Here is a 24950-nt window from a genome sequence, read left to right as displayed (position 1 = left end):
AGCACATGATCAACCGGATAAATGTAACCATCGGCTCTTCTACCATCAATAAATTCATTGATCTGAGCTTGTCACAACCTTTTGACAGTCACCATCTGTTAGATCTTCATATTAAGGTGGAAGATGTCAAGGAAGTGCTTGAAAAAGATATAGCTGGGCAGTTGAGTCTGAGAGAAGTCACGCAACTATGGGCTGGCGAGAAAATTACTGTAAAAATAATGCAGGGAGAGGTTGATACGTCCAGTAATTTTCAACAAAAAACTTCCCTGGTATTTATCGGCATAATTACCAGTATCCAATTGCAGATGAAAGACGCAATTGACAATACTGTGGTGGTTTCGGGCGTTAGTCCGACCATCCTTTTCAGTACGGGCAACAATACGAGATCATTCTCAGAAATGTCGCTTTCCAACATTGTCAGTGAAGTGATTAGTCCTTTCAAAGGCTTTTTGAAAGCCTACATTTCCCCCGATTTCTCGGAGCGAATTGGGTACATTACCCAGTATCAGGAAGATAATTATCACTTCCTGCAACGGCTGGCCGAAACTTACGGCGAATGGTTCTACTACGATGGTGAACAGTTTATCTTTGGCAAGTCGTCGCGCGTTTCGTCCTCTCCTGCCAGCCTGGAATACGGCAGTAATCTGACTCAACTGGAATATGAATTGAAATTGGTACCTATGCTATTCAAGGGTAAGCATTATGGCTATGTGCAGGATGAAGTCTCTGAAATAAAATCCAGGGATGAAAAAGCAGAACTCCAAGATCATGCGCAGACAGCGTTCGAGAAATCTGAAAGCCTTTTCAGCTATGAGAATCTGGACATCAGCTTTCAGAGCAGCGGTTCAAACTCTGCGTTACAAAATGCTGTCAAGAATAAAAAAAGTGAATCGGGTAATAAGCTTGCTGTTATTAAAGGCACTTCTACTAGCCTTGAAATGAGAGTCGGCAGCCCGGTAACAATTAAGGATGATATCATTGAAAATGGCAATACGCAACGAACCGATGACTACGGTTTGTTTGTCGTCACCAATATCAGACATTATGTAGATTCCAGGGGATTCTATCAAAACAGTTTTGAAGCAATACCGCAGGACATTGCATATCCCCCTGTGGATTACCGGATTTTCCAACCCAAAGCCGAAACACAACCAGCAAAGGTGGTTGACACCAACGACCCTGAACAAATGGGCCGGGTGAAAGTGCAATTTTACTGGCAGAAAAATGGTGAGTCGACGCCTTGGGCCAGGGTCGCAAACCTCATGAGCGGTGATGAAAGTGGCGTCTATTTTATTCCCGAAGTGGATGAAGTAGTTTTTGTCGATTTTGAAATGGGTAACCCTGATATACCTTTCGTGCGTGGCTCGATGTTCACTGGAAGGGCTTTGCCTGGAAGCGAGCTGTTTCAGTCAGAGAACAATTTCAAAGGCATTATCACCAGGAGCGGCAATTCCATTCTGATCGATGATTCGAGCGGAAAGGAGCAGATACGTATTTATAATCCGGAGTCCAGAAATGAAGTGCTTCTTTCTATGGACAATGAACCGCATATCGAAATCAAAAGCGATGGAAAAATCAAGATCGAAGCCAAAGAAATTGAATTAAAAGCCGAGAAGATCAGTATGAATGCCCAGCAGGACTGGACGGTTGAGACCAACAAAGGAAGCATTGAAGCCAAGGCCAAAATGCAGATTACAGGTGCTACTGTGAATGTTGAAGGCAAGTCGCAAACCATCATTAAAGGCAATGCGCAGCTTGCCCTTGAAGGCGGCGCGCAGGCTAGTCTGAAAGCGGCTATGGTGATGATAAATTAGGACAATGGCTAAACACTACCGTATTCCTGTCGATTTTGGCGCGCTGCTCAAAAAAAAGCCATTGCCGCAAGTGACGGTCAAGGCTTCGGTTCGGGAATACATTTATCTCCTGCTCCTGACTCAGCGCGGTGAATGGCGCTATGACAGCGGATTCCAGTGTTTGCTGTGGGAAAAAGATTTTGAACAAACCGATAACCTGAATATCTGGCTGGATCAGGTGCGGGACGATATCAGGGTTTCTGTCCATAAATACGAGACCCGTCTTAAAATTCACGACGTGGATGTGCAAAGGGATGAATTGCAGGAATTGAGCAGGGAAAACAAGGTTACCAGAATCAGAAACCGTCTCAATATACGGGTGAAAGGAACTGTGATCCAGTCCGGCGAAAACTTTGACGAACTATTCTTAATGTTCTTCGGCCCCATCACTGTGGTCTGAAAAACATATGTCGAAATCCAACATTATGCCGATTTTAGAAACCAAAGAGTCGATAAAAACCCGCTTGCATAAGGAAGCGGCCCGGCAATGGGGCGTGGATGAAATTGACCTGAAAAATGGTTCGTTTGATCCGCTGGTGGATCTGCTATTTGGTGCTTTTGCCACAGAAACAGAGAAGATCTGGCAGGAGATAGAGTCTTCGCAGTCCCATACCGTGAAGCGCATGGCAGAGGCTGTGTTACCTGAGACGATCACGGGCATTGTTCCTGCACACGCTGTATTATTGATAAAAACCACTTCCGGACCCGTTGAGGTCATTCCTTCGGATCAGTTTGCAACCCAGGGAAATTCGGCAGTCACGATGAGCCCGGCCGGATCTTTCCGTCTTTCGGGCGCAAATGTCCGCTTCATTGCAACCGGCGCGCGGATCGACAAGACCGGCGCTACTTTTCAGCGAGAAACTGCATTCCAGATTCCAGCCAAGCCCATTGAGCAGCAGATATGTTGGGTCGGCATTGAAATACCGGAAAAAGAAGCGCCCGACCAACTGACATTGTTTTTCAACTGGGGCGCTATCGCTGATCAATCCAAAAACCTTCCTTACATTCCGCTGATCAAGTTTTCAAACAGTGCATCGGGTACATTTACTGATCCAGTCCAACATTATGGATCGGCGGATGGCATTATGGCGTGGGAGAATGCGGAAAGCAAAAGCGATTTTTTCAAACCCATTGAAGAGAGCGTGCGTGAATCATACAATGCGCACTTTATGACCGTTACCGGTTTGAAAGCAGGAACTCAGCTTGAAAACTACCCCAAAGAATGGGTTGGAATGATTCCTGACGCCAATGCTAAAACGCTTTTTCCGAACAAATTGCTTTGGATAAAAATGCGCTGCCCTGCTTCGATGACGCCCGCCGCACTGGATAAAATGGAAGTCTTCACAAACTGCATCCCGGTCCTGAACCGCAAGCTAATCCACCAGCGAGGCAGATTGCAGCCACTTTTCAATGTATATGGGTTGAAAGATGATGATGGTTTTATGGCGATTGAAAAAGTGGTCAATGGTGACGGGGAGATTCTTTTACCAACTGAAAGAAATAAATTTGCCGGCGGCCAAAATGTATACGCGCTGCGCAACCGTGCCGTGGCCCGTTTTGATAAGCGCAATGCATTCCAAAGCCTGAACGACGTTACGGCAAAAATGCGCGATGACCTGGCTGCGTTCAATGCCCTCGATATTTCCATTGTTTCCAATCATCTGGATAAGATCAATCAGCATGTAAGCAAGTTAAGGGAACACCTGGACACATTTGATTTCGCATTGCCCCAGGTTTACTTGATGGTAAAAACGCGGTCAACAGGGACCATACTGGACGTGTATTTCTGGACTTCCGACGGAGAAAAAGCCAATGGACTGCGCGCACTGACAAAATTGAATGCTGCTCCGACAAACCAGTTCAAAGCCGAAGCGGCGTACTTGATGCTTCCCACCAATGGCGGCCGCGCTCCGATGGACGATGTTCAAATGCAAAAGGCACTGAAAGAAACATTGCTTACGCGCGGACGGGCGGTAACGATTGAAGATTACCGCACCATTGCAATGAATTTTTTGGGTGATACAGCATTAAAAGTTGAAGTAAGAAAAGGACTGGGCATCGGTGAAGGGCAGAAAGAAGGCCTTCGCCTGGCGCTGGATGTATTGATAGTTCCTGATAAAGAAGATCAGAATGATGAATATTGGATGAGGCAAGCCAGATTGGTTAAAAACAGCCTGCTACAAAAGTCGGTCGGAATGATCCCCTTATATATTTCTGTTCACGGATTTAACTGGAAAATGTGATGGAGATATATGAAGTGGCCGAAACGTTGCTCACATTAAAGACCGACTTACGTGCAGAAACTGTTGCACGGGAAATCGCAGAAGCCGCTATTCATCCATCTGAAAATATATTACTAACACCCATCGGCGCCTTCAACCGCTCCGGGTCCAGGGATGTTACAGGCATAACGGACGAGCACCGGGATTCCGATTTTCAAACGCCTTATGCCAAAGTGCGTATGGCACGGGAGGGCATTTCCGATATGCTGCCACCGGGAATGATATTTCAGCCAACGATCAGCCGGAGCGAACGTTCCACGGAAGTTGTGCTGGAAGACATTGATTATTACGAATCAGGCATAAATCAAGCCAGAAGATTCTTTTCACCTTTTGATATTGAATTTGGCAGGCAGCGGGTAGCCCTGGAAATGCATGAGCACCATTCCGTAGTAAATCCATTTGCTTATTACCACGATACGCTTTTCGATTATCTGTGGCCCGATCTGGATCTGCAATTATCTCCTGAGCAGAAGGAAGCCATTTTGGAGCTGACCATCCACGCGCATCTGATCGTCGGCAACATGCAGGCTTGCCAGCTGTATTTTGAAAAAGTGCTTGGACAGCAAGTGTTTTTTGATAAAAAAGAGTCGAAATCCAGCCACAGCACTGACCTTGACTTTTTGCAACCGCTGGGAAAAGGCACATTGGGGGTGGACTGGATCCTGCATGGAAAGTATTATGATCCGGATCACATCAGCATCCGGATTGGCCCGGTTGCCGACACCGACCTGCACCATTTCCGAAGCCATGAACCGGCTGGAAAACATTACCGAATTTTGACATTTCTATGCGGCTTGTTGTTGCCAGCCGAAATTTCGTGGGACATGTTACTGATCGCAGAAAAAGGTTTTTTTACCATTAATAAAACCAGGGACACGGGTGTTCTGGGCTATTCAACAATTTTGTGACTTTTGACATCTATGGAGTTGTTTTACAAGATATTACCGGCACTGCTGGCACTGTTATCAGGGCTGGCATTTACTGGTATTTTAATGTATGAAAAAGGTAGCGCAATGTCTGTTTTGAGATGGGCGATCTGGCTGATCTGGGTATTTCTCCTGTCTGCTGTTTTAGGGTTTGTCAATTCAAAAACAGACTCGATTATCACGGGTTTTATTGTATTGCTCGCCATGTCCTTTCTAATGGGTATCCTGTATTTAGTATTGGCGCCAATGACCTTGTCGTGGTGGAGCAACGATTCCCTGCTGGACGTTTTCATTGCCGGTCTTTCACTGTATTTTGTCGGCATTGCAGGATATATGGTTACTTATAGCCTGCTGAACCACGACAATCCTTTTCAATATCTTCTGCTCTCCGCTTCTCCCGCTTTCCTCCTACCCGCGCTGATTTTTGTTTCCTATGAGCTCTGGATGAAGATCCCGGCGTTGCGATATAAGACCTGGACTTACCCCGTAAACGAGCCTGTGCCCAGGTTGGTGCCTGTTGAAACGGTCCGTGTAATGATGAATTTTACGCCCGTACCAGGAAAAAACGAGCCGTTTGAAGGATATGAGGTGGAATATCCGGGAAACATAACATTAGGACAGCTTTTCCATTACTTCATATCTTTTCATAACAAACACCGGGAATATCGCAAGAAACCAATCCAGTTCCTGTCCGATAGCCAGCTCCCGCTTGAATGGATGTTGTTCAAATATTCTCCTCAAAGGAAAAAGATCATTCTGGACACAGAGAAAACCCTTTTTGAGAATGAAGTAAAGGGAAATGATATTATTTACGCCATCAGCACTAATCCAATCCGGTCATGACACTTCCAGAAATTACTTATCCGTTTCTGAACTGGCGGGATGGTATGAAAATCACCCAGCGGCATCTCGTCGCACACGACCACGCGATCCGTGACGCTTTGCGTGATGCTACCGCAATCTTTCTAAATACATATAATTACGGCCTGCTGCCATCCGCCGACAACTCTGGCGCAGGAATTCAGCTCCGGGTCCTGGGCGACACCATCCAAATGCTCTCCTGCCGTGCTGTTACACCGGGCGGCGTACGCGTGGAATGGGACGCGGGAACGGACCCTGACAGCGTTAGCCTGTCGTTGATGGATTACAAGAACCGGCTCGGCAATGTGGGTATTTTTTATGTTGTCCTGCGCATTTCATTGTCAGGGCTGACAGAAACGGGGGAATATGATATGGAAGAGCAGCCGCTTCGAAAGCCATTTGTGACGCTAAAACCCATGCTGGAACTGCTTTCTGTTCATGAAAAGCTTTCGGATGCCCATAGCATGCCTATTTTCCGGATCCGGTTCGAAGGGCAGATGTTTTCTCCCGACTACGATTACATTCCTCCCTCGGCCGGCGTTTTCGGGGAAAATTTGCTTTGGTATTACGAAACCTGCGGCAAACAGATCAACAGCATTCACCAGACCGCAATATTGATCCAGAGGAAAATTAACGGTATGCAAAACCAGTCGCCCATTGCCCGGGACATTTACCAGATCTCGGAAAAGCTGGTTTTCGCCGGCCTTGAAATTATCGACCATTACCGGCTCATTTCAAAGGATCTGCCCCCTGTACATTTCATTCAGGAACTGGTCCGCTACGCTCGCACCATGCGTACCGCCATTGACTGTCTGTCAGAAAGCAGCGCCAGTCGGTTTTACCAATATCTGCGGAATAATGTTGCGGGGACAACCAAATTCAACACGCATTATGCGGAAGTAACCAAGTCGGTAATGGACTCCATGATCGATTCCGTATTAACAAGCCCTTACAATCATAACGATTGCAGCCTGCTGCTCGATAATGTCAAAGGCTATCTGGATTTCATTGATTTTGTCCTTCAAAACCTGCTGGCACTCCCCTATGTCGACGCCGGAAAATGGGACATTGCCTAACCTCGAAAGATATGAACCGATCGCAATGGTATATATTGATCAACGTGACTTTACTGCTCCTCGGGAGCATCGCCTTTTATTATGCCACGCCCAAGTTTCGGAAGAGCAACCAAACAAAGCTGATCAGCCAGGACAAGGAAACTGAGTTCAGAAAGGAAGTTGTCGTTTTGGACAGTTTATATAAACAACACATTGCTGCACTCGCTTCCAATGATCAGATCGCCATTGCCAGCAGCGACGCCGTGCTGGAAAGGCAATTTGCTTCAATGAAAAAGGAATATGCGGGCCAAACCTCCCCCGCCCTGCTTGCTTACAAACTTATCCGGAATTACCAGGTGAGAGTTCTGCTGAATAAGCATTTGTTGAGCAAACGCAATGAACAGGCAGGTGAAGTAAAACGCGTCAGCACGCTGGTTTCCAAATTAGAAGAACAGAATGCAGAGTTAAAATCTCAGAATCAAATGATCAAACAAGTCCTGCTGGGCTTGCCTTAACCGACCCTTTATGAAGCCAATCAATGCTGCGCAGCGATATGCAACAATCCTCCGCTTCTCGCTGTGTTATATTTTAATGATCCTACTCATCGCTTTTTTGCTCTATTTCTCAATGATTGAAATACCAAAAAAACAAAGCGACCTCACTGCCGTAACGAACGAGCAAGTCGAAAAGCTAATACATCACACCAACGACGCAGACACACTCGTCATCCAACTCCAAAAAGCAACCGATGTCAAAGCAGAAGCCCTGGCACCGCTTTTCAAATGGACAAACGATCTGCAAAGCAACTATCGACAACCATTCTATCAAAGTATTGTCATGAGTTATGTGGATCTGTTTAATGAGGTTGTGAAGAGTAAGGAGGGTGATACGACGTTGATTTCTGCAAAAGCGAAAATGAGTGCGCTGCAAAAGGAGAATCTGGTTCTTATGGAGGAGAATAGGGAATTAGAGGCTAGGCTTGATGAAGCTAAGATGAAGCGGGATTAGTGGCGGGAATCTACGAGGAGAGAGGGATTCGAACGATTGATTTAATGGACTGAAAATCAAATCGATAACGAAATCTCTAAAATGCGTTCCATGATGAGCGAAACGGCCAAAAATCCCAATTCCGATCACAGGTCTAACTAGCTGGTAATCAATGAATAGCTCCGCGACTGTACAACAAAGTTAAGGCTTTGCTCTTGCAAGAAAAAGTATCACCTCGTAAATCATGGAATTTTGAGAAAATCTGCAACATAGCTCCCCTTTAAGCCACAATAATCCAATAGCATTGAGCAGGGGACTTGACTTGAAAACTAGGCCATGCCAACGCCTCTCCATGCTAATAAATTTAAGGAAGGTTCTCCTCAATTACATACTTAGCTTCTTACATATAATTCACCAATCCTTTTAATCGGCGAATAGGGTTTTGTATTGCTCCTAGTGATTAGTTCGTTTGAATTTATCAATTTCTTATACGTTATAAAAGCTAAGAAAACCGGTAAGAAATTAGATACTTCTTCAATTATAGCCTTCGAGGTGACAATGCGTATGTGATTTATGCTTGGCGGCGACGGAAGCCAAATGTCTTGTTTTTCGAATGCGAGTTGCGCTTAAAATTTACCTAATACTATGCAGCTCTGTGATTAAGGAGTAACTTATACAACGAAGACAGATAACACTAGAGTCATATAACGCTAACGAGTCATTCTAATCTCTATGTTACTATCTGTAAAACTATGCTCATCAAATGCCGAATAATAACTTTGTCATAATAGCCAAAATGGATATTTTGTTGGCTGTGTTTTTTTTTGCAAATTTCTAACATTTACAGCTCAGGGCTCTTAGACATTTAATAATGAATTGGGTTACCCGCGACGAACTTGGGTTCTGAATTTCGAATGATATTAAGTAAGCCAGTGCTAACGCTGTTATCTCGTGTAACCCCCCTCCGTTATGATAGGAATTATAAAGAATGATCTCAGGCCCGAAACTCAAAAACCAAAGGGCAAAGGTTTTTTTGAAAAGGGAAATTTGGTACAAATTAATGGAGGCAAATTTCACGATGACGTCTTATGGTATCAGGTAGACGATGGGATCGAGATTAATAGCTTTGAAGTGGAAGTCGACCTATATTCTGGCCTTCCTGAACGGCATCAAAGTCAATTTTACATCTGTTATCGCAAACTAAACGCGCAAAACGCACCAATAGAAAGTGAAGTATCGGATGCTCCTGATAAGCTGTATTTTTCCCATCTGTCGTCTCCATCCGTAAAGGTTAACAACTGGCTTCCCAACATATTTGCGAATGCGGTAGCACAGTCTGTAGTTGGAAAAGCGGAGAAGGATGTCTTCGTATATATACACGGGTACGACTGGCAGCCAGGGTTAAAACTCGATTTGGCTGCCAGGTTTGTCCAGAGTTATATGAACCACCCCGACAGCACAGTGGCTAAGGTGCTCTATTTTGGATGGCCGTCTTATGGAGGCAGAAGGGATGCGGACGATAGATCGATCGAGTTTGGAAAAAGTTTTACACAAAAGGGCCTGTTTAGATATTTCAAATTACTATCGGAAGCTTTACAGAAACAGGGTCAATCCCTCAATCTGATTGTCCATTCATACGGACATCAGTTGTTGAATGGCATGATTAATCCGGGAGAGGGTAGCCGGCATCTGCTTCCAGGAAAAATTTTCCAGAACATATTTTTAATGGCTCCGGATATTACGCACCTTTCCATTCAAAAAAATGGGGTTTTGCTGCGAAATCCTAAAAAGACAAGAAAAGGACGGCACTACCATTACGATCTTTCTCCCTTGAAAGATCTTGGAGCTCGTGTCCACATCTACCATAACTCTGCTGACTATCTACTCTATGTGAGTTCAAAGCAATCCTATGGCATAGACCATGTCTTCTTTGATAACCGGCCCGACTCAATGGGCATAACTACCGATTACCGAACGCTTGGCAATTACGGCAAGGATATTTTTGATGAGGCTGACTCTGTTCTGACCCTTGAACAGGGATTCAATTTTGTTAATGTTCAGCAATTAGTTTCAGAGGCTGGTGAAGCACCACGGAATCTAGCATTCTTTCCATTTAGAAATAACACGAATTCTGCACTTGCCGAGGCCTGGAAGGGCAACTATCGTAATATCAAGACATTGGAAGGCTTATTCAAAGGAGACCTATTACTTCCACACCATCAATATCTGTTTACATGCAAGGCGGTTGTAGATGACGTTCTGAGAAAGTTGCGCCACGATCATCGGGAGTTTCAGCCCGAAGAAGATCGGGACATAATCGTGTAAACGAAAGACATCCTAATTAGGCCTACTAGCTCATTTCAATAAAGCCATTTACTCCTAAAATTGGTACTGATCTTCAGTTAACACCTTTAAATAAGACATCTTACTATGGCCTGGACGGATGAAAAAATGGCTCATGTAGACACCTGGTTCACATTATTTCGCACCAACCAAATCCTTGCTCCATTCCCTGATGCAGGTAAAATTAAGATGTCCGAATTAACATTCTATAATCCGGCCGCAAGCAGGGATCATTTGAAAATTGAGGCGACGCTAATCGCAAATACAGTTGACCAGCTATTTTCCGCTTTTGGTGTCAAGCTGGAAAATAACATTTCAAGGAATGGTGCGCTTAGCGCCATGATCGAAGTACTGATGGACGATTCCAAAACCATTGAGGATCTTGCCGAGGCAAATGATACCAATTATTTATTTGTAAATGAAAAAAAGCCAGTAGTATGAAATACATTCTATTTTTTACTGCTTTCATTTTTTCCGTCCCGACATTAGCACAGCCCGTTAATTCAGTTGATCAAGTAAAGGCTATTGCCACGCAAAATATCCCCAACGCTGACGTGGTTGATTTTCTGGTAACCAGCTTGAGAAATAAAGTAGATTCTTTGAAAACTAACCCCGAGCATTACGACCGGGTGTGGAATTTTATTCTAGAAGGGATTGCGACGGATAATAAGTCAGCAGGGAGATGGCTCAATGGGCTTAATGTCGATTTTAAAACTTTCCAAAACCAAGATTCAACACGCACATCCCTAGGCTTGTCATATGATTTTAATTTGGAAAGAGCTTATATCAATGAAAAAGGCAGCCATCGGAGCGGCGTTTCGGTGTCTCTCGCAACGCAGGGAAATGTCGCTATAAAAAAAGAAGTAAACCCAATCAATTTTTTGTTAAGCAAAATCGCGCTGAACTTTTTCCATGTCGGAGGAGGAGTATTCTTAACGGATGAGAGCAAATCAAAAAGTGAGCTTGCCATGATAAGGCAGCGACTTGCAAGTCTCACTACTAGGGAGGCTATACTTGTATCGAGTGAATGGAAGCAATTCAATGAAATTGTCAAACTGAAAAATTCGTGGATCGTCAAGGGGGATCTTAACGGCGGGCTGGAATCAAATCAAGACTTTTCAAAGGTTCAGAAATCCATTGGTGTGCGTCTGGGAGGGGGTGTAAAATCCTGGAATCAAAAGGACCTTTTATCTAATCTCAATGTGCTTGATATTCCTTTTGCCTTATTGCGGTCACTTACCGGGTTTGAAAAGGGCTTCGTTCTTCACGGCTCGTCTCTACCCGTTGTGCTGGCCGGGTTCGATTATGTAGATCCTCAGAAAGACGCCACCCGAGAAAAAGCAGATCCGGCGCGTAAACCTTTCCCGAGAATAAATTTTGAAATTAGCTTCCGGACCGTCATGGCGAAAGCCGGAAGCCAGATATTGTATTTCAACAGCTCATTCCGCTATTACAAGGAGCTCAACCCCAACCAGACCATAAAAGCATCTAACCTTGACCGATTCAGATACTATGCTGCGTCCATAACATCCTCCTCCGGTTTGTTTATCAGCTACACATCTGGCCAGTTACCGTTCGACAGAAAAAACGAGCAGGTTTATCAATTAGGATTCAATTATAAATTCAATTAAATGTGATAGGGTTCAATTTGAATACAAACAAACAAGGCTGTTCCGGGTATCCGCGTATCAATGTAACTCCTGAGGTACCCGGCAAATGAAAACGTTTCACCATCCTAATAAAAATTAAAATGAGCGTATTAGATCAAAAACCAACTTTCCACGTTGGAATTTGCATGGCTGGGGCAATATCAGCCGGTGCGTATACTGCTGGCGTTATGGACTATTTATTTGAAGCCCTTGAGCACTGGGAGCGTGCAAAAAAGCTTCAAAATAATAGCTATGCTTGGAAGCAAGGCGATTATCGAAAGGTACCGAGACACGACGTACTTATTGATGTAATTGGTGGCGCATCAGCGGGCGGAATGACAGCAGCAATCGCCGCTGCTGCAACACAAATCAAATTTGATCCCATTACGCAAGCGGATGAACATGATGACGCGAGAACTACCCAAAACCCGCTTTTCAATTCATGGGTAAACCTGACAGAAACAGACCAGCAGGACATGATGTCGCAGATGCTGAGTAATAGCGATATTGAAAGCAATCCGAAGAATTCAGGCAAAGAGGTTCGTGCAGCATTTAATTCGACTTTCATTGAAGAAATCGCTACTTCTGTACTAGAAAAGGGAGTGGAATCGACCTACGAACGCCCTTACATCGCGAGCGATGCCGATATATTCACGACTGTCACTAATTTGAGAGGGTTTGATTATCAGATTACCTTCAAGACTACTTCGGGTGACAGAAATCTTAAAATGAAGATGCACCGGGATTACGCCTTCTTTAAATTCAGCTCAAAGAATGACCGAGGGACTGCCCCAACAGTCATTAATACGGAAGGGGACCATGCAACGACTGTCGACCTGCCAAATGATGGCAGAATACCCATCAGTTTCACTTCCGGTAATATCCTGAATGTCGATATTCTAAAACAGGCTGCCATGTCCACCGGCGCGTTTCCGGTAGGCCTTGAAAGCCGTGATCTTATCCGCAGTCGCGCTTACATCAAAAACAACAAATATCTGAACCTGATGTTGTCCGTAAAAGATACAAGCGGTGCTAGCTATGAACTAGTTCCTCAGGATGAATCGTTCCACACGCTCAATGTGGATGGAGGTGTAATCAATAACGAGCCTTTTGAAATTACCCAATCACTTCTGGACGACAGACGGCGCAGCAAATTGCACGCCAATGGAGCTTCCGGAGACTATACAGTGAAGACGAGTGCGGCCGAGTTCGACAGCACTGTTGTTATGATCGATCCATTCCCAAATGACGAAGGGCTGGAAGATGGGTTTGTATCAAAAAAGGCCCTGCGTAACCTGGTACCATCCATCATTTCGGCGATGCGAGGACAGCTGATGTTGAAAGACGAGCAGATCAAGAGAGCTTATTTGAGCGACGATTACACTCGATTTTTGATTATGCCGGTAAGGAGCGCCATGGGTGAGAGCGAAAATTCCAAGAATGAAGCCCGCTTGTTCCCGATAGCCTGCGGTTCTCTGGGCGGGTTCGGCGGTTTCTTCTCTAAGAAATTCAGAACACACGATTACTTTCTAGGTAGGCGAAATTGTCAGAAATTTTTGCAGGAACATTTTAGCGCACCAGCCAATGCCGACAACCCCATTTTAAGATTTGGCTATGAGGACGATGAATATACAATTGTCACCAAAAATACAGATGGCGTTGCGAATACCTACCTTCCCTTGATTCCCGATGTTCGCGTTCATGGAGACGAGCAATCCGGTTTTTGGCTTGCAAAACCTCTAAAGGAAGAGCGATACGCCTATCCGAAAATCAAGCTAAGTTACTTACTCAGCCTGAAACCAAAAATTCAAGATCGTGTCAAATGCATACTGAATAACATTGAACACGTATCGAAGGTCGACAAGTTACCCAAAGAGATCTTAAAGAGCAAAATACTACCACGCATAAACAAGGAATCAAAATTTGACAACTTGTTTAACCAGGGCAAAAAAAGAGCTGTCCATCTTTATCTCGGAATCGGAAAATACTTTGCCAAATCGTACATAGCGAAAAACTGTATTAATACTATTGTCGAAGAAATGGAGAAGCGAAATTTGGTGGACGTCGACTGCTAGATACTTACTTAATGTAATTAATCGCCGAATCAGGAGTTTAAAGCAAATAGTGTAAAAACATTTAAAGAAATCAATAACATGACTCAAGATGATAGAATTCGGTTTATAACAGATCTTCCGATATCTGATGCCGCTCCATACAGTGAAGCACGTATTACAAAATCTTTCAATCAAAAATCACTGCCCGTTCGATCAAACGAAGAGCAGGCATTTTTCTCCGCTCGAAGTTTAGTGTCATTCACTTCCGAGGTAAGCGCAGAGTTGAGAGACGATGTGTTACAATCAACGTTATTAGCCCAACTAGCAGCAAATTATCAATTTCCGGAAAATTCAAATATCATGAAATGGTTCGAAACATTTTCCGAGGTTTTGACAAAAATTGGATGGTTAATAGAAGGTTCTGACTATCAGATCTATCGAGCCAAAGAGTCTAGCATAGAAGTTGATACCGTGTTATTAGAAATATTGGCGGCGGCATTTGGATCGACATATATAAGCATTCTAAAAAAATCATTAGAAGCAATAAAAAATATGGGAACCGAGGATCGTAAAATTAAGGCCTTTGAAAAAAATGTCCAATCATTGTCGAAAAGCGGCTTTCAAATTGCTTTAGCTACTGATGTGGGCGGGATAGTTTCACTCCAGATCGGTGCTTTTGTGCTAAACTCCGCACATCAACTCAGTCGTGTTATATTTGTCAAAACAGAAAAAGATACCACTACATTAGATTACATGTCGAAAAAGGCAACACTAAGCCCAAGTGCTTATAGCGTTGTACGAAGTAAAGTCGCTGAGCAGTTACAGGATAAGTTACTTTTAAATATAGCAGAAATAAAAATTTGAATAGCATGGTTGATCCTAGCCTAGAATACTTCGCTGCCCTAACGGAAATCGAAGATTCGGAACACGCTGTTAAATATGTGTTTCAACACCCTTCACTATTATCAAAGACAAGGTGGACTCATTTTAGAAAGAATTACGTCCCTCTCTCTGCTTACCATAAGGAGATGGCTATCAATTCGCTCAAGATGCTGGAAAGTTTCTTCGACTATCTACTAGATTTCAATAACTATCTTCTTGGATATGGGCCCATCGAGTCAATATACCAAAGGTACATTGAAGGTAAAATTTCCATTTCAACTGCCATGAACTTATCCGCTTCTGAAAGAATCAGAATGGATTTGTCTCCAATCTATATACGCAGGCTTTGTGCTTATGCTGAGAACACTTCAAACCGTGAAACAAAAGGCTGGAAGTCTGCCTTTTCTCTGCTTGATATTATCGAGAATAGCCTTAGTTCAATCCATTCAGAATATCCTTTCCAGGATGAGTGGAAGGAGATGTGGTCGTTCGTTATTATAGCAAGATTAGGCGTAGCCTGCAATGCCTTATATGATGTACCAGATAATCGAATTCTGGAAAAATCCGTGGCTCTGGCAAATGACTCCATTCAGTTACATAAAATAAAAGATGATTTGAAGGGAGAGATCATTCATAGACTAGGAGTATTATATCTAGATCCATGGTTTATGGGTAAAACAAGCTCAAACTATGAGTCGCAAGAATCGTACTGGGCGAAGAAGCTATATGACTCACTTAATAATTCAGTCATGAACTTTATCGATGGGAACATTTCTCTACCCAAGGCTAAGGACGCACTTCAGATATCAATCAAATATTTAGAGCACGCTCGATTGATGCGAAAAGGTGTTGAAAAGGCTTATACGCTCAAAGCATTGGGACAAGCTCATATGTGGATAAACGTAATCAATAAGACTGAAAAATTTGAAATATCTCTTGAATTATATAAAGAGGCACTAAGCCTATTTACACCCAAGAGTTTATATGTAAACGAGCGTAACAGTCTTGAATCGTCCATCGCCTTTTGTAGTAATAGCTCTGAAATTTTTCCAGAAGATAATTTTAGAGAACTGGCCGATAGGTTGCTAGGAGATTCAGAAGAAACCTTGATCAAAGATCACGATTTGATAAGTTTGATACACATGCTTAGTCAAGGTTTGACTTATCTAACTAAGAAAGATCCTAACAATGCAGTTAAGCTCTTTTCCAAGTCGGAAAATATCATTTTCAGATATGGATCGGAAGAAAATCTTTTCTCAATTTATAATCACGGAGTCAAATTAATGCGGAAATTGCTGGTTCCCCAAACAGTTATTTCTGAGCAACGGACGCGTACAAAGCAACGCTATGCGGACCTAAAGATCCTCCTAAATAACGCTTCTATATCCAAGCCAGGAATCTATACAGAAATGATCCTAACTGCCTTTGAAAGCAGCGAACATAGTGAAGAAGAGGACGGTATATTAATCCTAAAGGAAATTGGCGATCATATATTCATATATAATGAACTGCGTCCTTTTTATAGATTATATGACTTTATGCTTTCTAATTTATTACTTAACTGTGGTGCCACCTATGTTCATGAGGGAAACTTTGAAAAAGCAATTGAACATTACTTTTTAGCGATAGCAAGTTTTGCGCGATTAGGATTTCCCCATCTTGTCAACAACATACTAAAGCGAGTTGAGGATTTGTTATTGCAAGGAGATTATGACTTAGGTAAATCGGCACTTTCATATTTTTCTTTGTATTCCATACTTATTGAAGGTCTAAATGAATCGTTCTTGTCCGAGTCATGCCAATCGATATACAAAATACTTTTAACGAAATTCTTATCCCGCGGGTCTGGCAATCCGACATATCTTACGTATTTATGTCAACTTGCAAAAGGATATGCATACAATTCTGTACTTCAAAATTCGAAAAACGGAAGGGTGCTCCAAAGTGATCTAATAAAAGATAAAATTGTTAAAATAAACGCCCTCTCTGAATTGCTTAAAACAACATCAGTTAATTATAATCATTTCTTAGATTCTGAGACACTCCTAATGTCATATGCTGGTTATCCCAATACTCTGGATGGCACAGATCCTTATATTGAAATTAGAAATTTGAAGGTTCAACTGGATAAGCAAATTAGTACGAAAGTGGTGTCCGATAGAATTATGGATAAGGACAACTTACTTGCCTCGGAAGATGTCCAGGCATTATTAACACCGCAAACCGTATTACTTTGTCAGCTTGCTTATCCTACGCCCGATGGCCATTCGGCCCTTCACAATTTAATTTACACAACTGACGAAGTTCATTTTATTACAGGAAAGCTCAACGAACCTTCTTGGATTGTTCAAATGAGCCAAGGTGATAAAATTGAACATCTTCCTTTTTTTGGACCATTTATTGCGTCAATTCGAGAGCAAATTCAAGAGGATCCCGAAACACAAGGATTAAGTAGAGAAGCGGAACAAAGTTTATTGTCGATGGTCGATATATTTCTCCCCCCACCATTGAGAGCTCTTCTTTCTGAGTTGCAAAAGAAAGGCAAAACTCATCTTTGCATTTGGCCGCACGGGCCTTTTCACTATCTTCCATTTCATTTGCTTCCTTATAATAAAAGTCCTTTATGTCACTTCTGGAATATATCTTATATCCCAAATCTAGGCGTTCTTGCCAGACAGAAGATTGGTGCATCTTTTTCAAACATCGTTAAAAACGAATTGACCGTCATGGGAATTAGTTATATGCATGCATCAGCCTTCGGTAATTTACCCCATCTGCAAAGTTCAATCGACGAGGCTACTGAGATTGCTAAATTGTTTGGAATTTCTCCTATTATTGAAAATAAAGTTACGGAGCAGACCTTTATTTTTTCGATGTCTACATCGAAATGGGTTCATCTGTCGGCACATGGTCTATTCGATGCTGATGCCCCCTGTTTTCAGTGCCTATTGTTATCTCCTGATGCTTTGGACGACGGAGTCTTAAATGCCTATGAACTGGTGGATCAAAATTTCGCAAACGTAGAGGTTTTGACTTTAAGTGCCTGTGAAACTGCCTTAGGCAGGTTCGATTATTCCGATAATTTGAGGGGTTTACCGGCAATTTTGTTGCAAACTGGTGTTAAAACAATAATTGGCACGCTATGGGAAGTTGAACAGGAAAGCTCTCGACACTTTTTTACAGGTTTTTATTCACAACTAAAAAGAGGATCAGGAAAACTCGAATCTTTTCATTTGGCCCAGCTTGAAACGCAAAAAATTTACCCGGACTACAGGGATTGGGGAGCGTTCTACTTTACGGGAGAATTCTAGTGATGTAAGTATCCCTAAACCGCAGACAGTTTGAAATTAGAGAATATCACTTAATTTTAAACTGATGAAAAAGACCAAATTCACCGAAACACAGATCGTTTCGATCCTCAAACAACAGGAAGCGGGCATTGCAACCAAGGAGATTTGCAGGCAAAATGGCATTTCCGAAGCCACTTTTTACAATTAGAAGAGCCGTTATGGCGGCATGGAAGCCTCTGACGTCAAACGGTTGAAGGATTTGGAGGAAGAAAACTCTCGCCTGAAAAAGATGTTTGCCGACCTGAGCCTGGATAATCAAATCCTTAAAGAACTTTTCGCAAAAAAGGGCTGGGCTCTGCCACAAAAAGGGAATTGACGGGAGAGATTGTTAAGGAGTACAATATCGCCGTGAGCAGAGCCTATAAAATCGTTGACCTTGTCCGTTCCCAATACTATTACAACAGCCGCAAGGATGATTCTGAGGTGATCGAATCGTTGCAGGCATTGGCTTTTAAGCATCCTTCATACGGCTTTAGAAAGCTTTTTGCTTACCTGAGGCGAGCGGGAAAGCCTTGGAACCATAAACGGGTGCACCGCCTTTATCAGGCCTTAAAGCTGAACAAAAGACGAAAAGGTAAGCGTAGATTGCCAGCCCGGGTTAAACAACCGCTGGTACAGCCTTCGCAGGTGAATGATACTTGGAGCGTTGACTTTATGAGTGATTCTATGATTGGGAATCGCAAATTCAGGACGTTCAACGTGATCGATGATTGTTCTCGTGAAGCCTTGGCCATTAAGATTGATACTTCGCTCTCTTCGAAAAGAATTACCAGAGTTTTGGAACGGATCGGGCTGAGTAAAGGCTTTCCAAAAGTGATCAGGTCGGACAACGGACCAGAATTCACCTCGAAGAATTTTGCAATTTGGTGTGCTGCTAGGAATATCGAAACACGATTTATCCAGCCAGGAAAACCCACGCAGAATATGATTTAATATTTCCACAATGGTTTTCAAATTGGATGTTGGGGAGTGTGAATTTACAAATAGACCGTTTAATAAGATTGATGACAGATTTTAAGGGATTAAAACGAATGAGTATAGAAAAATTCTCAAATAAGAATAAATTTGGGTATCTCGACCTGCTACTTTCATTATGAGGGAAATCTTTCTACACTTAGCCGTTCTTGCTTTTTTAATTGGCAGTCTGTGGCTTGCTGCAACCTATATTCAAGCGGTTAACGAGGATATAACTGATTCCATCCCTGCGCTATTCTTTTTATATCTCGGCGTTTTTTACACAACAAAGTACTTTCGGGCAAAAAAGATTACTAAAACAAATAGAAATGATGGTTTATAATATGCGTTGGATCTTTTCATTATTTTTAGCACTAGTTTTAAGTACTTCCGCATTCTCTCAAACAACCGCTAGAATTCACACTAGCGCATTCGAATCACTTATAAAAGGATCAAAAACTCTATTTGGATGGTTTTCTACAATGCTCACCTCTGTTAGCCCAATCACTAGCTCTGTGAAAAAGGCTAGGTTGGCAAGATCATTAACGCAGTTTCATAAAGACCTTTTTGATCTGGAAAGTAATACTTCTTACCTCATTGAGGCGCTAAGCCGAAAGAATTTAAATAATCAAGAGATTAATTCTGCAATGAAAGCGGTGCGAAGCTCGCTGGATACATGTAAGACTCGCCTCAATATCATTGGGCCTGATTTGAGCTCGCAACTTAAAGCTGGTGGTAATGAGGCATCCACGCAACTAGGAAATGTTTTTGGAGCAAGAGGAATATGGGTGGGTGATTTGATGCGAGATGATTATAAAAGCATCGATCCAGTGGGTTTGAGGAAATTTATAGAAGACGGTGAGAAAGTAAAACGATCTTTGAATTCGGCCAGAGTCGAGCTGATAAAGGTTATTGACAAAGTAAAGCAGTAATTACAGTTCGCCAATTGTTCGACTAGTTTTTAATGACTCCGATGATCTGCAGATAAATATTAAACTCCCTACCAGTCACATCTGGAAGTTTTTTCTCAAATAGAATGGTTTTCGCTTCGCTTACATAGTAAACCCGGAAGTCCGGATGACGAAACAAGAATAGGTCCCTATGATTGGTAAGAAAATAGTTTAAATTAATCCCACGTTTGCGCCATCCATTGTAACCATCTGCCAACGTCTGATAGTCATCTGATTCATCTGCTCTTGCCTTTTCAACCATCGCAACAACAGCGGTGCCGATTTTTCTAAGCACTTTGTTTTGTTCTACCGTCGGATTCAAAGCCGCTTGTCGATCCGTGCCTACCTCGTGTTCCAAATAGTAAGCAAAGAGGTCGATTGTATGCAAGTCGGTTTCAAATAGATAACTTTCCATCATGTGAATGGTTTATTTGAGATGCAGAGTTCAAGCCATGGTTGGCGCGTGATAGTCGAGACGTTTCCCATTATCATCCAAGATCCTGTAAAACATATTATCTCGATTGAGCCCCTCCTAGGTTTTCAGACGGTTGAAAGTAGAGTTTCCGGTGTTCGATTGTAATTTCTTTACTCTAAGTGTACTATAAATGAAGAAGTTATGCTGTCTGTTATTGTTTTGATAGTTGCCATTTTCTTCATAGCAAGACAGTTAGATAATATCTACATGGAGATGGGAAAAACCCTGGTTACCTGGAGACATCAAGGAAGCGGAAAATTGAGAAAAATCCATTTTATGGATCAAAATCAACTTCTAATTACACTCCAACATCAGATAAAAAAGATGGTGATTCAGGCATAATTGTGACAGAACGCGGTTCTTTTGGAGCTACCAAAGGAATCGACGGTTATGGACTAGGGGCACATTACAAGAAAAACAGCTTTGGTGATTGGAAATCGGATAATTCATAATTGTCAGTCTATTCGCAAAGCTCGGCGCTGGTTATTACTTCACTTTCATTGCTTGATTGACAATCTTACCAATTGCCTAAATACAGATAATAAATCCCATCACCACTTTATCCTTTGCAAAGCGTCATACTTCGGCTCATCTTAAACCGGGGACGGGCGATGTCGATAGCGAGGGATTTGATCGACATAATAACTTACAGCTTTCCAAACGTTTAAAATTGTAAACTGGTCACAAGCCATGATTCACGACTAGCAGTGTCTATTCACGGTACAGCAGTTTTAGAGACTAGTTATTGTGAGATAGTCTGCCTATTTGGCCCTGAAACTTAAAGAGTTTATAGCAATCAATTTGTATTGTGGAACCTTCGTGCACCTGTTAAATTGCTAGGATATACGTATTATTGAAAATAGTTACAGCATTTATGGTTCTATTGCAGTCATAAGCCTGTTAATTTACTGTAGAAAACAAAAGTCATCGATTTGTCAATATAAGTTAATCGGCCGCTTTAATTACGTACACATATATTCCACCTACATTCGACATATCTGTTGGCCCAATCAAATGCTTTTCGACCTGGATCATAGATGAATTTTTAAAAGCTTGTTCGTAGAGTTCACATGAAAGTTTAAAATCTCCAAGACCTTGAATCCCAGACTCTAGCGCATCCTGTTCAAGTTGCACAAGTTCTTCAGCGCTATCTCCATGCCGTTTGCGTGTTTCGTCAATAATGTGATGGTGGTATATCCTAAGGGCATTTTCTCTTGCAATTGGATCATTTTCAACATAATTTGGTAGAAATTCATCGCCAACAATAAATATTCCATCTGGTTTTAAATTTTTTTTGATGTTTTCGAAATATTTCACCTTATCCTTTCTATTGATATGGTGATCAGCAAACGAGGAAAAAATGACATCAAATTTACCTGGTGGATTAAATCTGCGACCATCTTCATTAAAGCAAGTTACTGTTGCGTTGAGACTATCGAATTTAATCGTATTTCTCGTTTTATCCTTTTGTAGCATTACTCTTGAAGTATTTATAGAACGCAAATTTTCGAGTAAAGAGTTATAGCATGCCCAGTCAATTTCAATGGCCATTATATCAATATTCATTGTTTGTAAAAGCCTTTTAGTAAAAATTCCAGTTCCTGAACCTATTTCCAAGACCTTTGGACGGGATATTGGCGTTCGCATTCTATATATTTCAAGCATTCTTTCCATCATTTCTATGTAATACGCATGTTTCTCTTCGTGCTTATGGTACTCATGAATGGAAATGTAAGAGGACATTTCGACCGGTTTGTTGTTTAACCGACTTATGCTATGAAAAATGGTATCATACAAACTATTTCTGGGATTCATAAGGTCGAGCTCTTGATCGTTATTAATGCTTTCTGATTGGTCTATGATTATCTTAAATAGGTCATTATGTCTGATCAAATCTTGGGGTTGGCTTCCGAAAGTGATCTTTTTATAGCTAAACCCCGATCGATCATACTTCGCAATCATATTAAAGTTATCTGTATTTATGTCGCCAATAATTGAGAAGTCGTAAATGCTTCCGCGGTAAAGGTCTTGAAGCTTTCCCTGACTGATTGCATATACATTATATACCTTCGAATGCTTTTGTAGCATTGGTATATGGAAGCGCATTTGTTTTTCATCTTTAAATGCAAAAATTCTGATACTTTCCTTTGGCGTATTTTCTAATATTACATCTCCCATTTGATCAGGCCAGAAACTTTCATCATTGTCTACAATTGAGATAGCCTTAATTTGCGTGTTAGGACGGGACCTAAGGATTTTGGATAAAATGAAAGGATAGCAAATATAGGGTAGTGAGATTGATGGGAAAGCGCTCCGGACACCCCGATCTAGTCTCTTAGAAAAATCTTGTAAGTAACTAATTGTAGCATCCGCAATATAGACATTAGAAAAGATCGGATTATTCCTGAGGTCTCCCATTACATTGTTTAATCTTGCCAGATCGTATCCTAATTGTTCACTTTCTTGAAATTTCCCGTTCAAATTTTCATATTTTGACTCTAATTCTGGCCAGTGTTGATCAAATACCTTTTCTAATTTATCTTCCTTGATAGAGTACTGGCTTTTTGTCCGAAGGGTCTTTATCAATTTTTTAGTTCCTTCCCTAGTGCCTTGAAGAGCTTGGAAAAGAGATATTGGGGATTTACCAATGTCTTCTGGTGAAACTCCAATCAGATACGGGCAAACAGATTCAATTCCATTTTTTTGCGAAAACATTCCAGATTCATATTGAATCCATGGTGCTTTTATGTTTTCATTGGTAATAAATGCAACGAGGAAGTCTGAATTATTTAAATTTTCATAAATTGCCTTACTCCATTGATCGCCGGCCAGAATGTCGTCGTCTGATATCCATATGTCTACGCCATGAAAAGTTAATTCAAGCATTTCTCTTAACGCCTGAGCGTATTCTCTACTTTTGGTTCCTGACCAACTAAAGAAGATTTTCATACAATTGGATGTTTGTATTAATTCTGTTACGGATTTACTTGTTTTCAGGTTCAAAATAATATAAATAAGTCAAAGTAAATTTCTTTATAGAAAATCTTTCTATAATTGGTATTTTATTGATAGCATTGTACTATTGCATACCTGTAAGCCCATCCTCTTTTTGGGATTTTATTTCTAAGTACTTCTATTCTCTAAATTCGTCTATTGTCATGCCAAATTTTAAAGTCTTCCTTAGCTACAGCACGATGAACAAAGAAAGTGCAGACAAGATTGCCGAGTCTGTGCGTTTTGTATTTAAAGATGATGTCCAGGTTTACGTGGCCGGCAGATCGATAGCCGGCGGTGACGATTGGGAAGAAGAATTGCTCCAGAACTTAGTGACTAGTGACGCTTTGATAACTTTACTTACCCCAAAGTTTACTGATAAAAGTTGGTTTTATATTGAATGGTCTCCATTTTGGATAGCTAAGAAGCCTTATTTTATTCTATTGACGGATGAAACCGTTGTTGGTGTACTAGATAGACCCGTCACTGGACGTCAATTTACCTACTTGTTTGATATTTTGTCGGTTCAATCACTTTTCGTTAGTCTTCATAAAAAAGTATATAATCTGGAGGTGCCCATTGGGGAGTTTTTAAGTCCAGCGCAGCATCTGGTAGAGTCTTTGTATGAAATTTCAAAAGTTGAGAATAGAAATTATTATGACACTTTTCGCTCATCGACAAAGTCACTTCCCAAAGTTCTGCAACCGGTTGATTTTGAAGAAAGTGAGCGAATAATATCATATTTCATTTCCAATTCTGAGGATCATATCGCCTATGAGAATTCGATGAAATTAGATCCCGACGATAGAGGAAAGGTAGCGAGGCTCGCAGTCTTGAATGGAAACCTGGATACGGCTGCATTGGTTGCAAAGACAATATTTGATGCGGATTCTCTTAGAAAGATTTGCTCATTGATGATTAAAAACGGATATTCAAAGAGCGAGCAGTTGATCCAAGTGCTCGCTCTATTGGACGGAAAAAGCACAGTTGCACATAAAGAGATTGCTGTCGAACTGGTAGAGGCAATGGATGTAGACAATCCTTCACTGCGAACATGTATTGAAATCATCCAAAATGGAAATCAGGTAAGGGATGTGCTTGTTCGGATGATAGGTTTGCGGATATATAACTTGGATACTTATGAATTATGTTTTAAGAAGTTTGTTGAGCGAAAATTAGTTAAGCGACTTGGTTTGCCCGAACTAGACAAAATTCGTATCGCAAATCGAGCATTTTTTGATGATCTAGCCCCAAGACTTTTATTGCTGGACGATGACGATTTGTCGGCCTATTTAAGAGAGCATTTTGGAGGGTAGGCGATGCATATATTATAGG

Annotated in this window: 19 protein-coding genes and 1 pseudogene; 18 read left to right on the top strand and 2 right to left on the bottom strand. The window is 41.8% G+C overall.

Features of this window, described 5'->3' with window-relative positions:
- Positions 1-5 precede the first annotated feature (5 nt).
- From L0660_RS12865 to L0660_RS12785, 17 genes and pseudogenes are all read left to right on the top strand, one after another.
- Positions 6-1814, top strand: a complete 1809-nt coding sequence (locus L0660_RS12865) for a type VI secretion system Vgr family protein (RefSeq protein ID WP_235159835.1) — start codon at positions 6-8, stop codon at positions 1812-1814.
- Positions 1815-1818: 4 nt separating this feature from the next.
- Complete coding sequence (locus tag L0660_RS12860; protein WP_235159834.1) at positions 1819-2253, top strand: GPW/gp25 family protein; 435 nt, start codon at positions 1819-1821, stop codon at positions 2251-2253.
- Positions 2254-2260: 7 nt separating this feature from the next.
- Positions 2261-4096 carry a hypothetical protein gene (locus tag L0660_RS12855; protein WP_235159833.1) on the top strand — a complete coding sequence of 612 codons (1836 nt, stop codon included), beginning with the start codon at positions 2261-2263 and terminating at the stop codon, positions 4094-4096.
- Complete coding sequence (locus L0660_RS12850) at positions 4096-5043, top strand: hypothetical protein (protein ID WP_235159832.1); 948 nt, start codon at positions 4096-4098, stop codon at positions 5041-5043. The genes L0660_RS12855 and L0660_RS12850 overlap by 1 nt, the downstream gene beginning before the upstream one ends.
- Before the next feature lie 12 nt (positions 5044-5055).
- Positions 5056-5904, top strand: coding sequence for a TssN family type VI secretion system protein (locus L0660_RS12845; RefSeq protein ID WP_235159831.1), 849 nt, complete (start codon positions 5056-5058; stop codon positions 5902-5904).
- A complete protein-coding gene (locus L0660_RS12840; protein ID WP_235159830.1) occupies positions 5901-6998 on the top strand; it encodes a hypothetical protein in 1098 nt (365 codons plus the stop codon). Before L0660_RS12845 ends, L0660_RS12840 begins: the two co-directional genes overlap by 4 nt.
- A gap of 11 nt (positions 6999-7009) precedes the next feature.
- Entirely contained in the window at positions 7010-7492 is a 483-nt protein-coding gene (locus L0660_RS12835; RefSeq protein WP_235159829.1) for a hypothetical protein, read from the top strand.
- A 10-nt stretch (positions 7493-7502) separates the two neighbouring features.
- Complete coding sequence (locus tag L0660_RS12830) at positions 7503-7985, top strand: hypothetical protein (protein ID WP_235159828.1); 483 nt, start codon at positions 7503-7505, stop codon at positions 7983-7985.
- A 948-nt stretch (positions 7986-8933) separates the two neighbouring features.
- Positions 8934-10289 (top strand): alpha/beta hydrolase, encoded by a 1356-nt coding sequence (locus tag L0660_RS12825; RefSeq protein WP_235159827.1) that lies wholly within the window; start codon positions 8934-8936, stop codon positions 10287-10289.
- A 105-nt stretch (positions 10290-10394) separates the two neighbouring features.
- On the top strand, positions 10395-10748 hold the full coding sequence (locus L0660_RS12820; protein WP_235159826.1) for a hypothetical protein: 354 nt from the start codon (positions 10395-10397) through the stop codon (positions 10746-10748).
- Positions 10745-11938, top strand: coding sequence for a hypothetical protein (locus L0660_RS12815; protein ID WP_235159825.1), 1194 nt, complete (start codon positions 10745-10747; stop codon positions 11936-11938). The genes L0660_RS12820 and L0660_RS12815 overlap by 4 nt, the downstream gene beginning before the upstream one ends.
- A gap of 119 nt (positions 11939-12057) precedes the next feature.
- Entirely contained in the window at positions 12058-14031 is a 1974-nt protein-coding gene (locus L0660_RS12810) for a patatin-like phospholipase family protein (RefSeq protein ID WP_235159824.1), read from the top strand.
- A 78-nt stretch (positions 14032-14109) separates the two neighbouring features.
- Positions 14110-14874 carry a hypothetical protein gene (locus tag L0660_RS12805; protein ID WP_235159823.1) on the top strand — a complete coding sequence of 255 codons (765 nt, stop codon included), beginning with the start codon at positions 14110-14112 and terminating at the stop codon, positions 14872-14874.
- Between the two features lie 5 nt (positions 14875-14879).
- On the top strand, positions 14880-18203 hold the full coding sequence (locus L0660_RS12800) for a CHAT domain-containing protein (RefSeq protein ID WP_235159822.1): 3324 nt from the start codon (positions 14880-14882) through the stop codon (positions 18201-18203).
- Positions 18204-18267: 64 nt separating this feature from the next.
- Positions 18268-18558: pseudogene (locus L0660_RS26360) on the top strand (transposase).
- Positions 18555-19175 (top strand): DDE-type integrase/transposase/recombinase, encoded by a 621-nt coding sequence (locus tag L0660_RS12790; RefSeq protein WP_235159820.1) that lies wholly within the window; start codon positions 18555-18557, stop codon positions 19173-19175. Before L0660_RS26360 ends, L0660_RS12790 begins: the two are co-directional and overlap by 4 nt.
- 350 nt (positions 19176-19525) lie before the next feature.
- Positions 19526-20128: a hypothetical protein gene (locus L0660_RS12785; RefSeq protein ID WP_235159819.1), complete on the top strand. Its 603-nt coding sequence runs from the start codon at positions 19526-19528 to the stop codon at positions 20126-20128.
- Positions 20129-20150: 22 nt separating this feature from the next.
- Here L0660_RS12785 and L0660_RS12780 read toward each other — a convergent pair whose 3' ends face one another.
- Positions 20151-20564 carry a hypothetical protein gene (locus L0660_RS12780; RefSeq protein WP_235159818.1) on the bottom strand — a complete coding sequence of 138 codons (414 nt, stop codon included), beginning with the start codon at positions 20562-20564 and terminating at the stop codon, positions 20151-20153.
- A 1002-nt stretch (positions 20565-21566) separates the two neighbouring features.
- Positions 21567-23570, bottom strand: a complete 2004-nt coding sequence (locus tag L0660_RS12775; RefSeq protein ID WP_235159817.1) for a TIR domain-containing protein — start codon at positions 23568-23570, stop codon at positions 21567-21569.
- Positions 23571-23779: 209 nt separating this feature from the next.
- Here L0660_RS12775 and L0660_RS12770 point away from each other — a divergent pair, with 209 nt between their 5' ends.
- Positions 23780-24931 (top strand): toll/interleukin-1 receptor domain-containing protein, encoded by a 1152-nt coding sequence (locus tag L0660_RS12770; protein WP_235159816.1) that lies wholly within the window; start codon positions 23780-23782, stop codon positions 24929-24931.
- Positions 24932-24950 lie beyond the last annotated feature (19 nt).

This window comes from Dyadobacter sp. CY351, assembly GCF_021502625.1.
In the GTDB taxonomy this organism is placed as follows: domain Bacteria; phylum Bacteroidota; class Bacteroidia; order Cytophagales; family Spirosomataceae; genus Dyadobacter; species Dyadobacter chenhuakuii.
Note: the sequence above shows the minus strand (reverse complement) of the source record. Positions and strands in the feature narration are given on the sequence as shown.

What these genes read in the sequence shown, in the direction of transcription:
- L0660_RS12780 (WP_235159818.1), bottom strand. Translation starts at nt 20,564, where the DNA reads ATGATGGAAAGTTATCTATTTGAAACCGACTTGCATACAATCGACCTC.
- L0660_RS12820 (WP_235159826.1), top strand. Translation starts at nt 10,395, where the DNA reads ATGGCCTGGACGGATGAAAAAATGGCTCATGTAGACACCTGGTTCACA.
- L0660_RS12845 (WP_235159831.1), top strand. Translation starts at nt 5,056, where the DNA reads ATGGAGTTGTTTTACAAGATATTACCGGCACTGCTGGCACTGTTATCA.
- L0660_RS12800 (WP_235159822.1), top strand. Translation starts at nt 14,880, where the DNA reads ATGGTTGATCCTAGCCTAGAATACTTCGCTGCCCTAACGGAAATCGAA.
- L0660_RS12865 (WP_235159835.1), top strand. Translation starts at nt 6, where the DNA reads ATGATCAACCGGATAAATGTAACCATCGGCTCTTCTACCATCAATAAA.
- L0660_RS12850 (WP_235159832.1), top strand. Translation starts at nt 4,096, where the DNA reads ATGGAGATATATGAAGTGGCCGAAACGTTGCTCACATTAAAGACCGAC.
- L0660_RS12770 (WP_235159816.1), top strand. Translation starts at nt 23,780, where the DNA reads ATGCCAAATTTTAAAGTCTTCCTTAGCTACAGCACGATGAACAAAGAA.
- L0660_RS12815 (WP_235159825.1), top strand. Translation starts at nt 10,745, where the DNA reads ATGAAATACATTCTATTTTTTACTGCTTTCATTTTTTCCGTCCCGACA.
- L0660_RS12835 (WP_235159829.1), top strand. Translation starts at nt 7,010, where the DNA reads ATGAACCGATCGCAATGGTATATATTGATCAACGTGACTTTACTGCTC.
- L0660_RS12855 (WP_235159833.1), top strand. Translation starts at nt 2,261, where the DNA reads ATGTCGAAATCCAACATTATGCCGATTTTAGAAACCAAAGAGTCGATA.
- L0660_RS12785 (WP_235159819.1), top strand. Translation starts at nt 19,526, where the DNA reads ATGATGGTTTATAATATGCGTTGGATCTTTTCATTATTTTTAGCACTA.
- L0660_RS12805 (WP_235159823.1), top strand. Translation starts at nt 14,110, where the DNA reads ATGACTCAAGATGATAGAATTCGGTTTATAACAGATCTTCCGATATCT.
- L0660_RS12840 (WP_235159830.1), top strand. Translation starts at nt 5,901, where the DNA reads ATGACACTTCCAGAAATTACTTATCCGTTTCTGAACTGGCGGGATGGT.
- L0660_RS12825 (WP_235159827.1), top strand. Translation starts at nt 8,934, where the DNA reads ATGATAGGAATTATAAAGAATGATCTCAGGCCCGAAACTCAAAAACCA.
- L0660_RS12810 (WP_235159824.1), top strand. Translation starts at nt 12,058, where the DNA reads ATGAGCGTATTAGATCAAAAACCAACTTTCCACGTTGGAATTTGCATG.
- L0660_RS12830 (WP_235159828.1), top strand. Translation starts at nt 7,503, where the DNA reads ATGAAGCCAATCAATGCTGCGCAGCGATATGCAACAATCCTCCGCTTC.
- L0660_RS12860 (WP_235159834.1), top strand. Translation starts at nt 1,819, where the DNA reads ATGGCTAAACACTACCGTATTCCTGTCGATTTTGGCGCGCTGCTCAAA.
- L0660_RS12775 (WP_235159817.1), bottom strand. Translation starts at nt 23,570, where the DNA reads ATGAAAATCTTCTTTAGTTGGTCAGGAACCAAAAGTAGAGAATACGCT.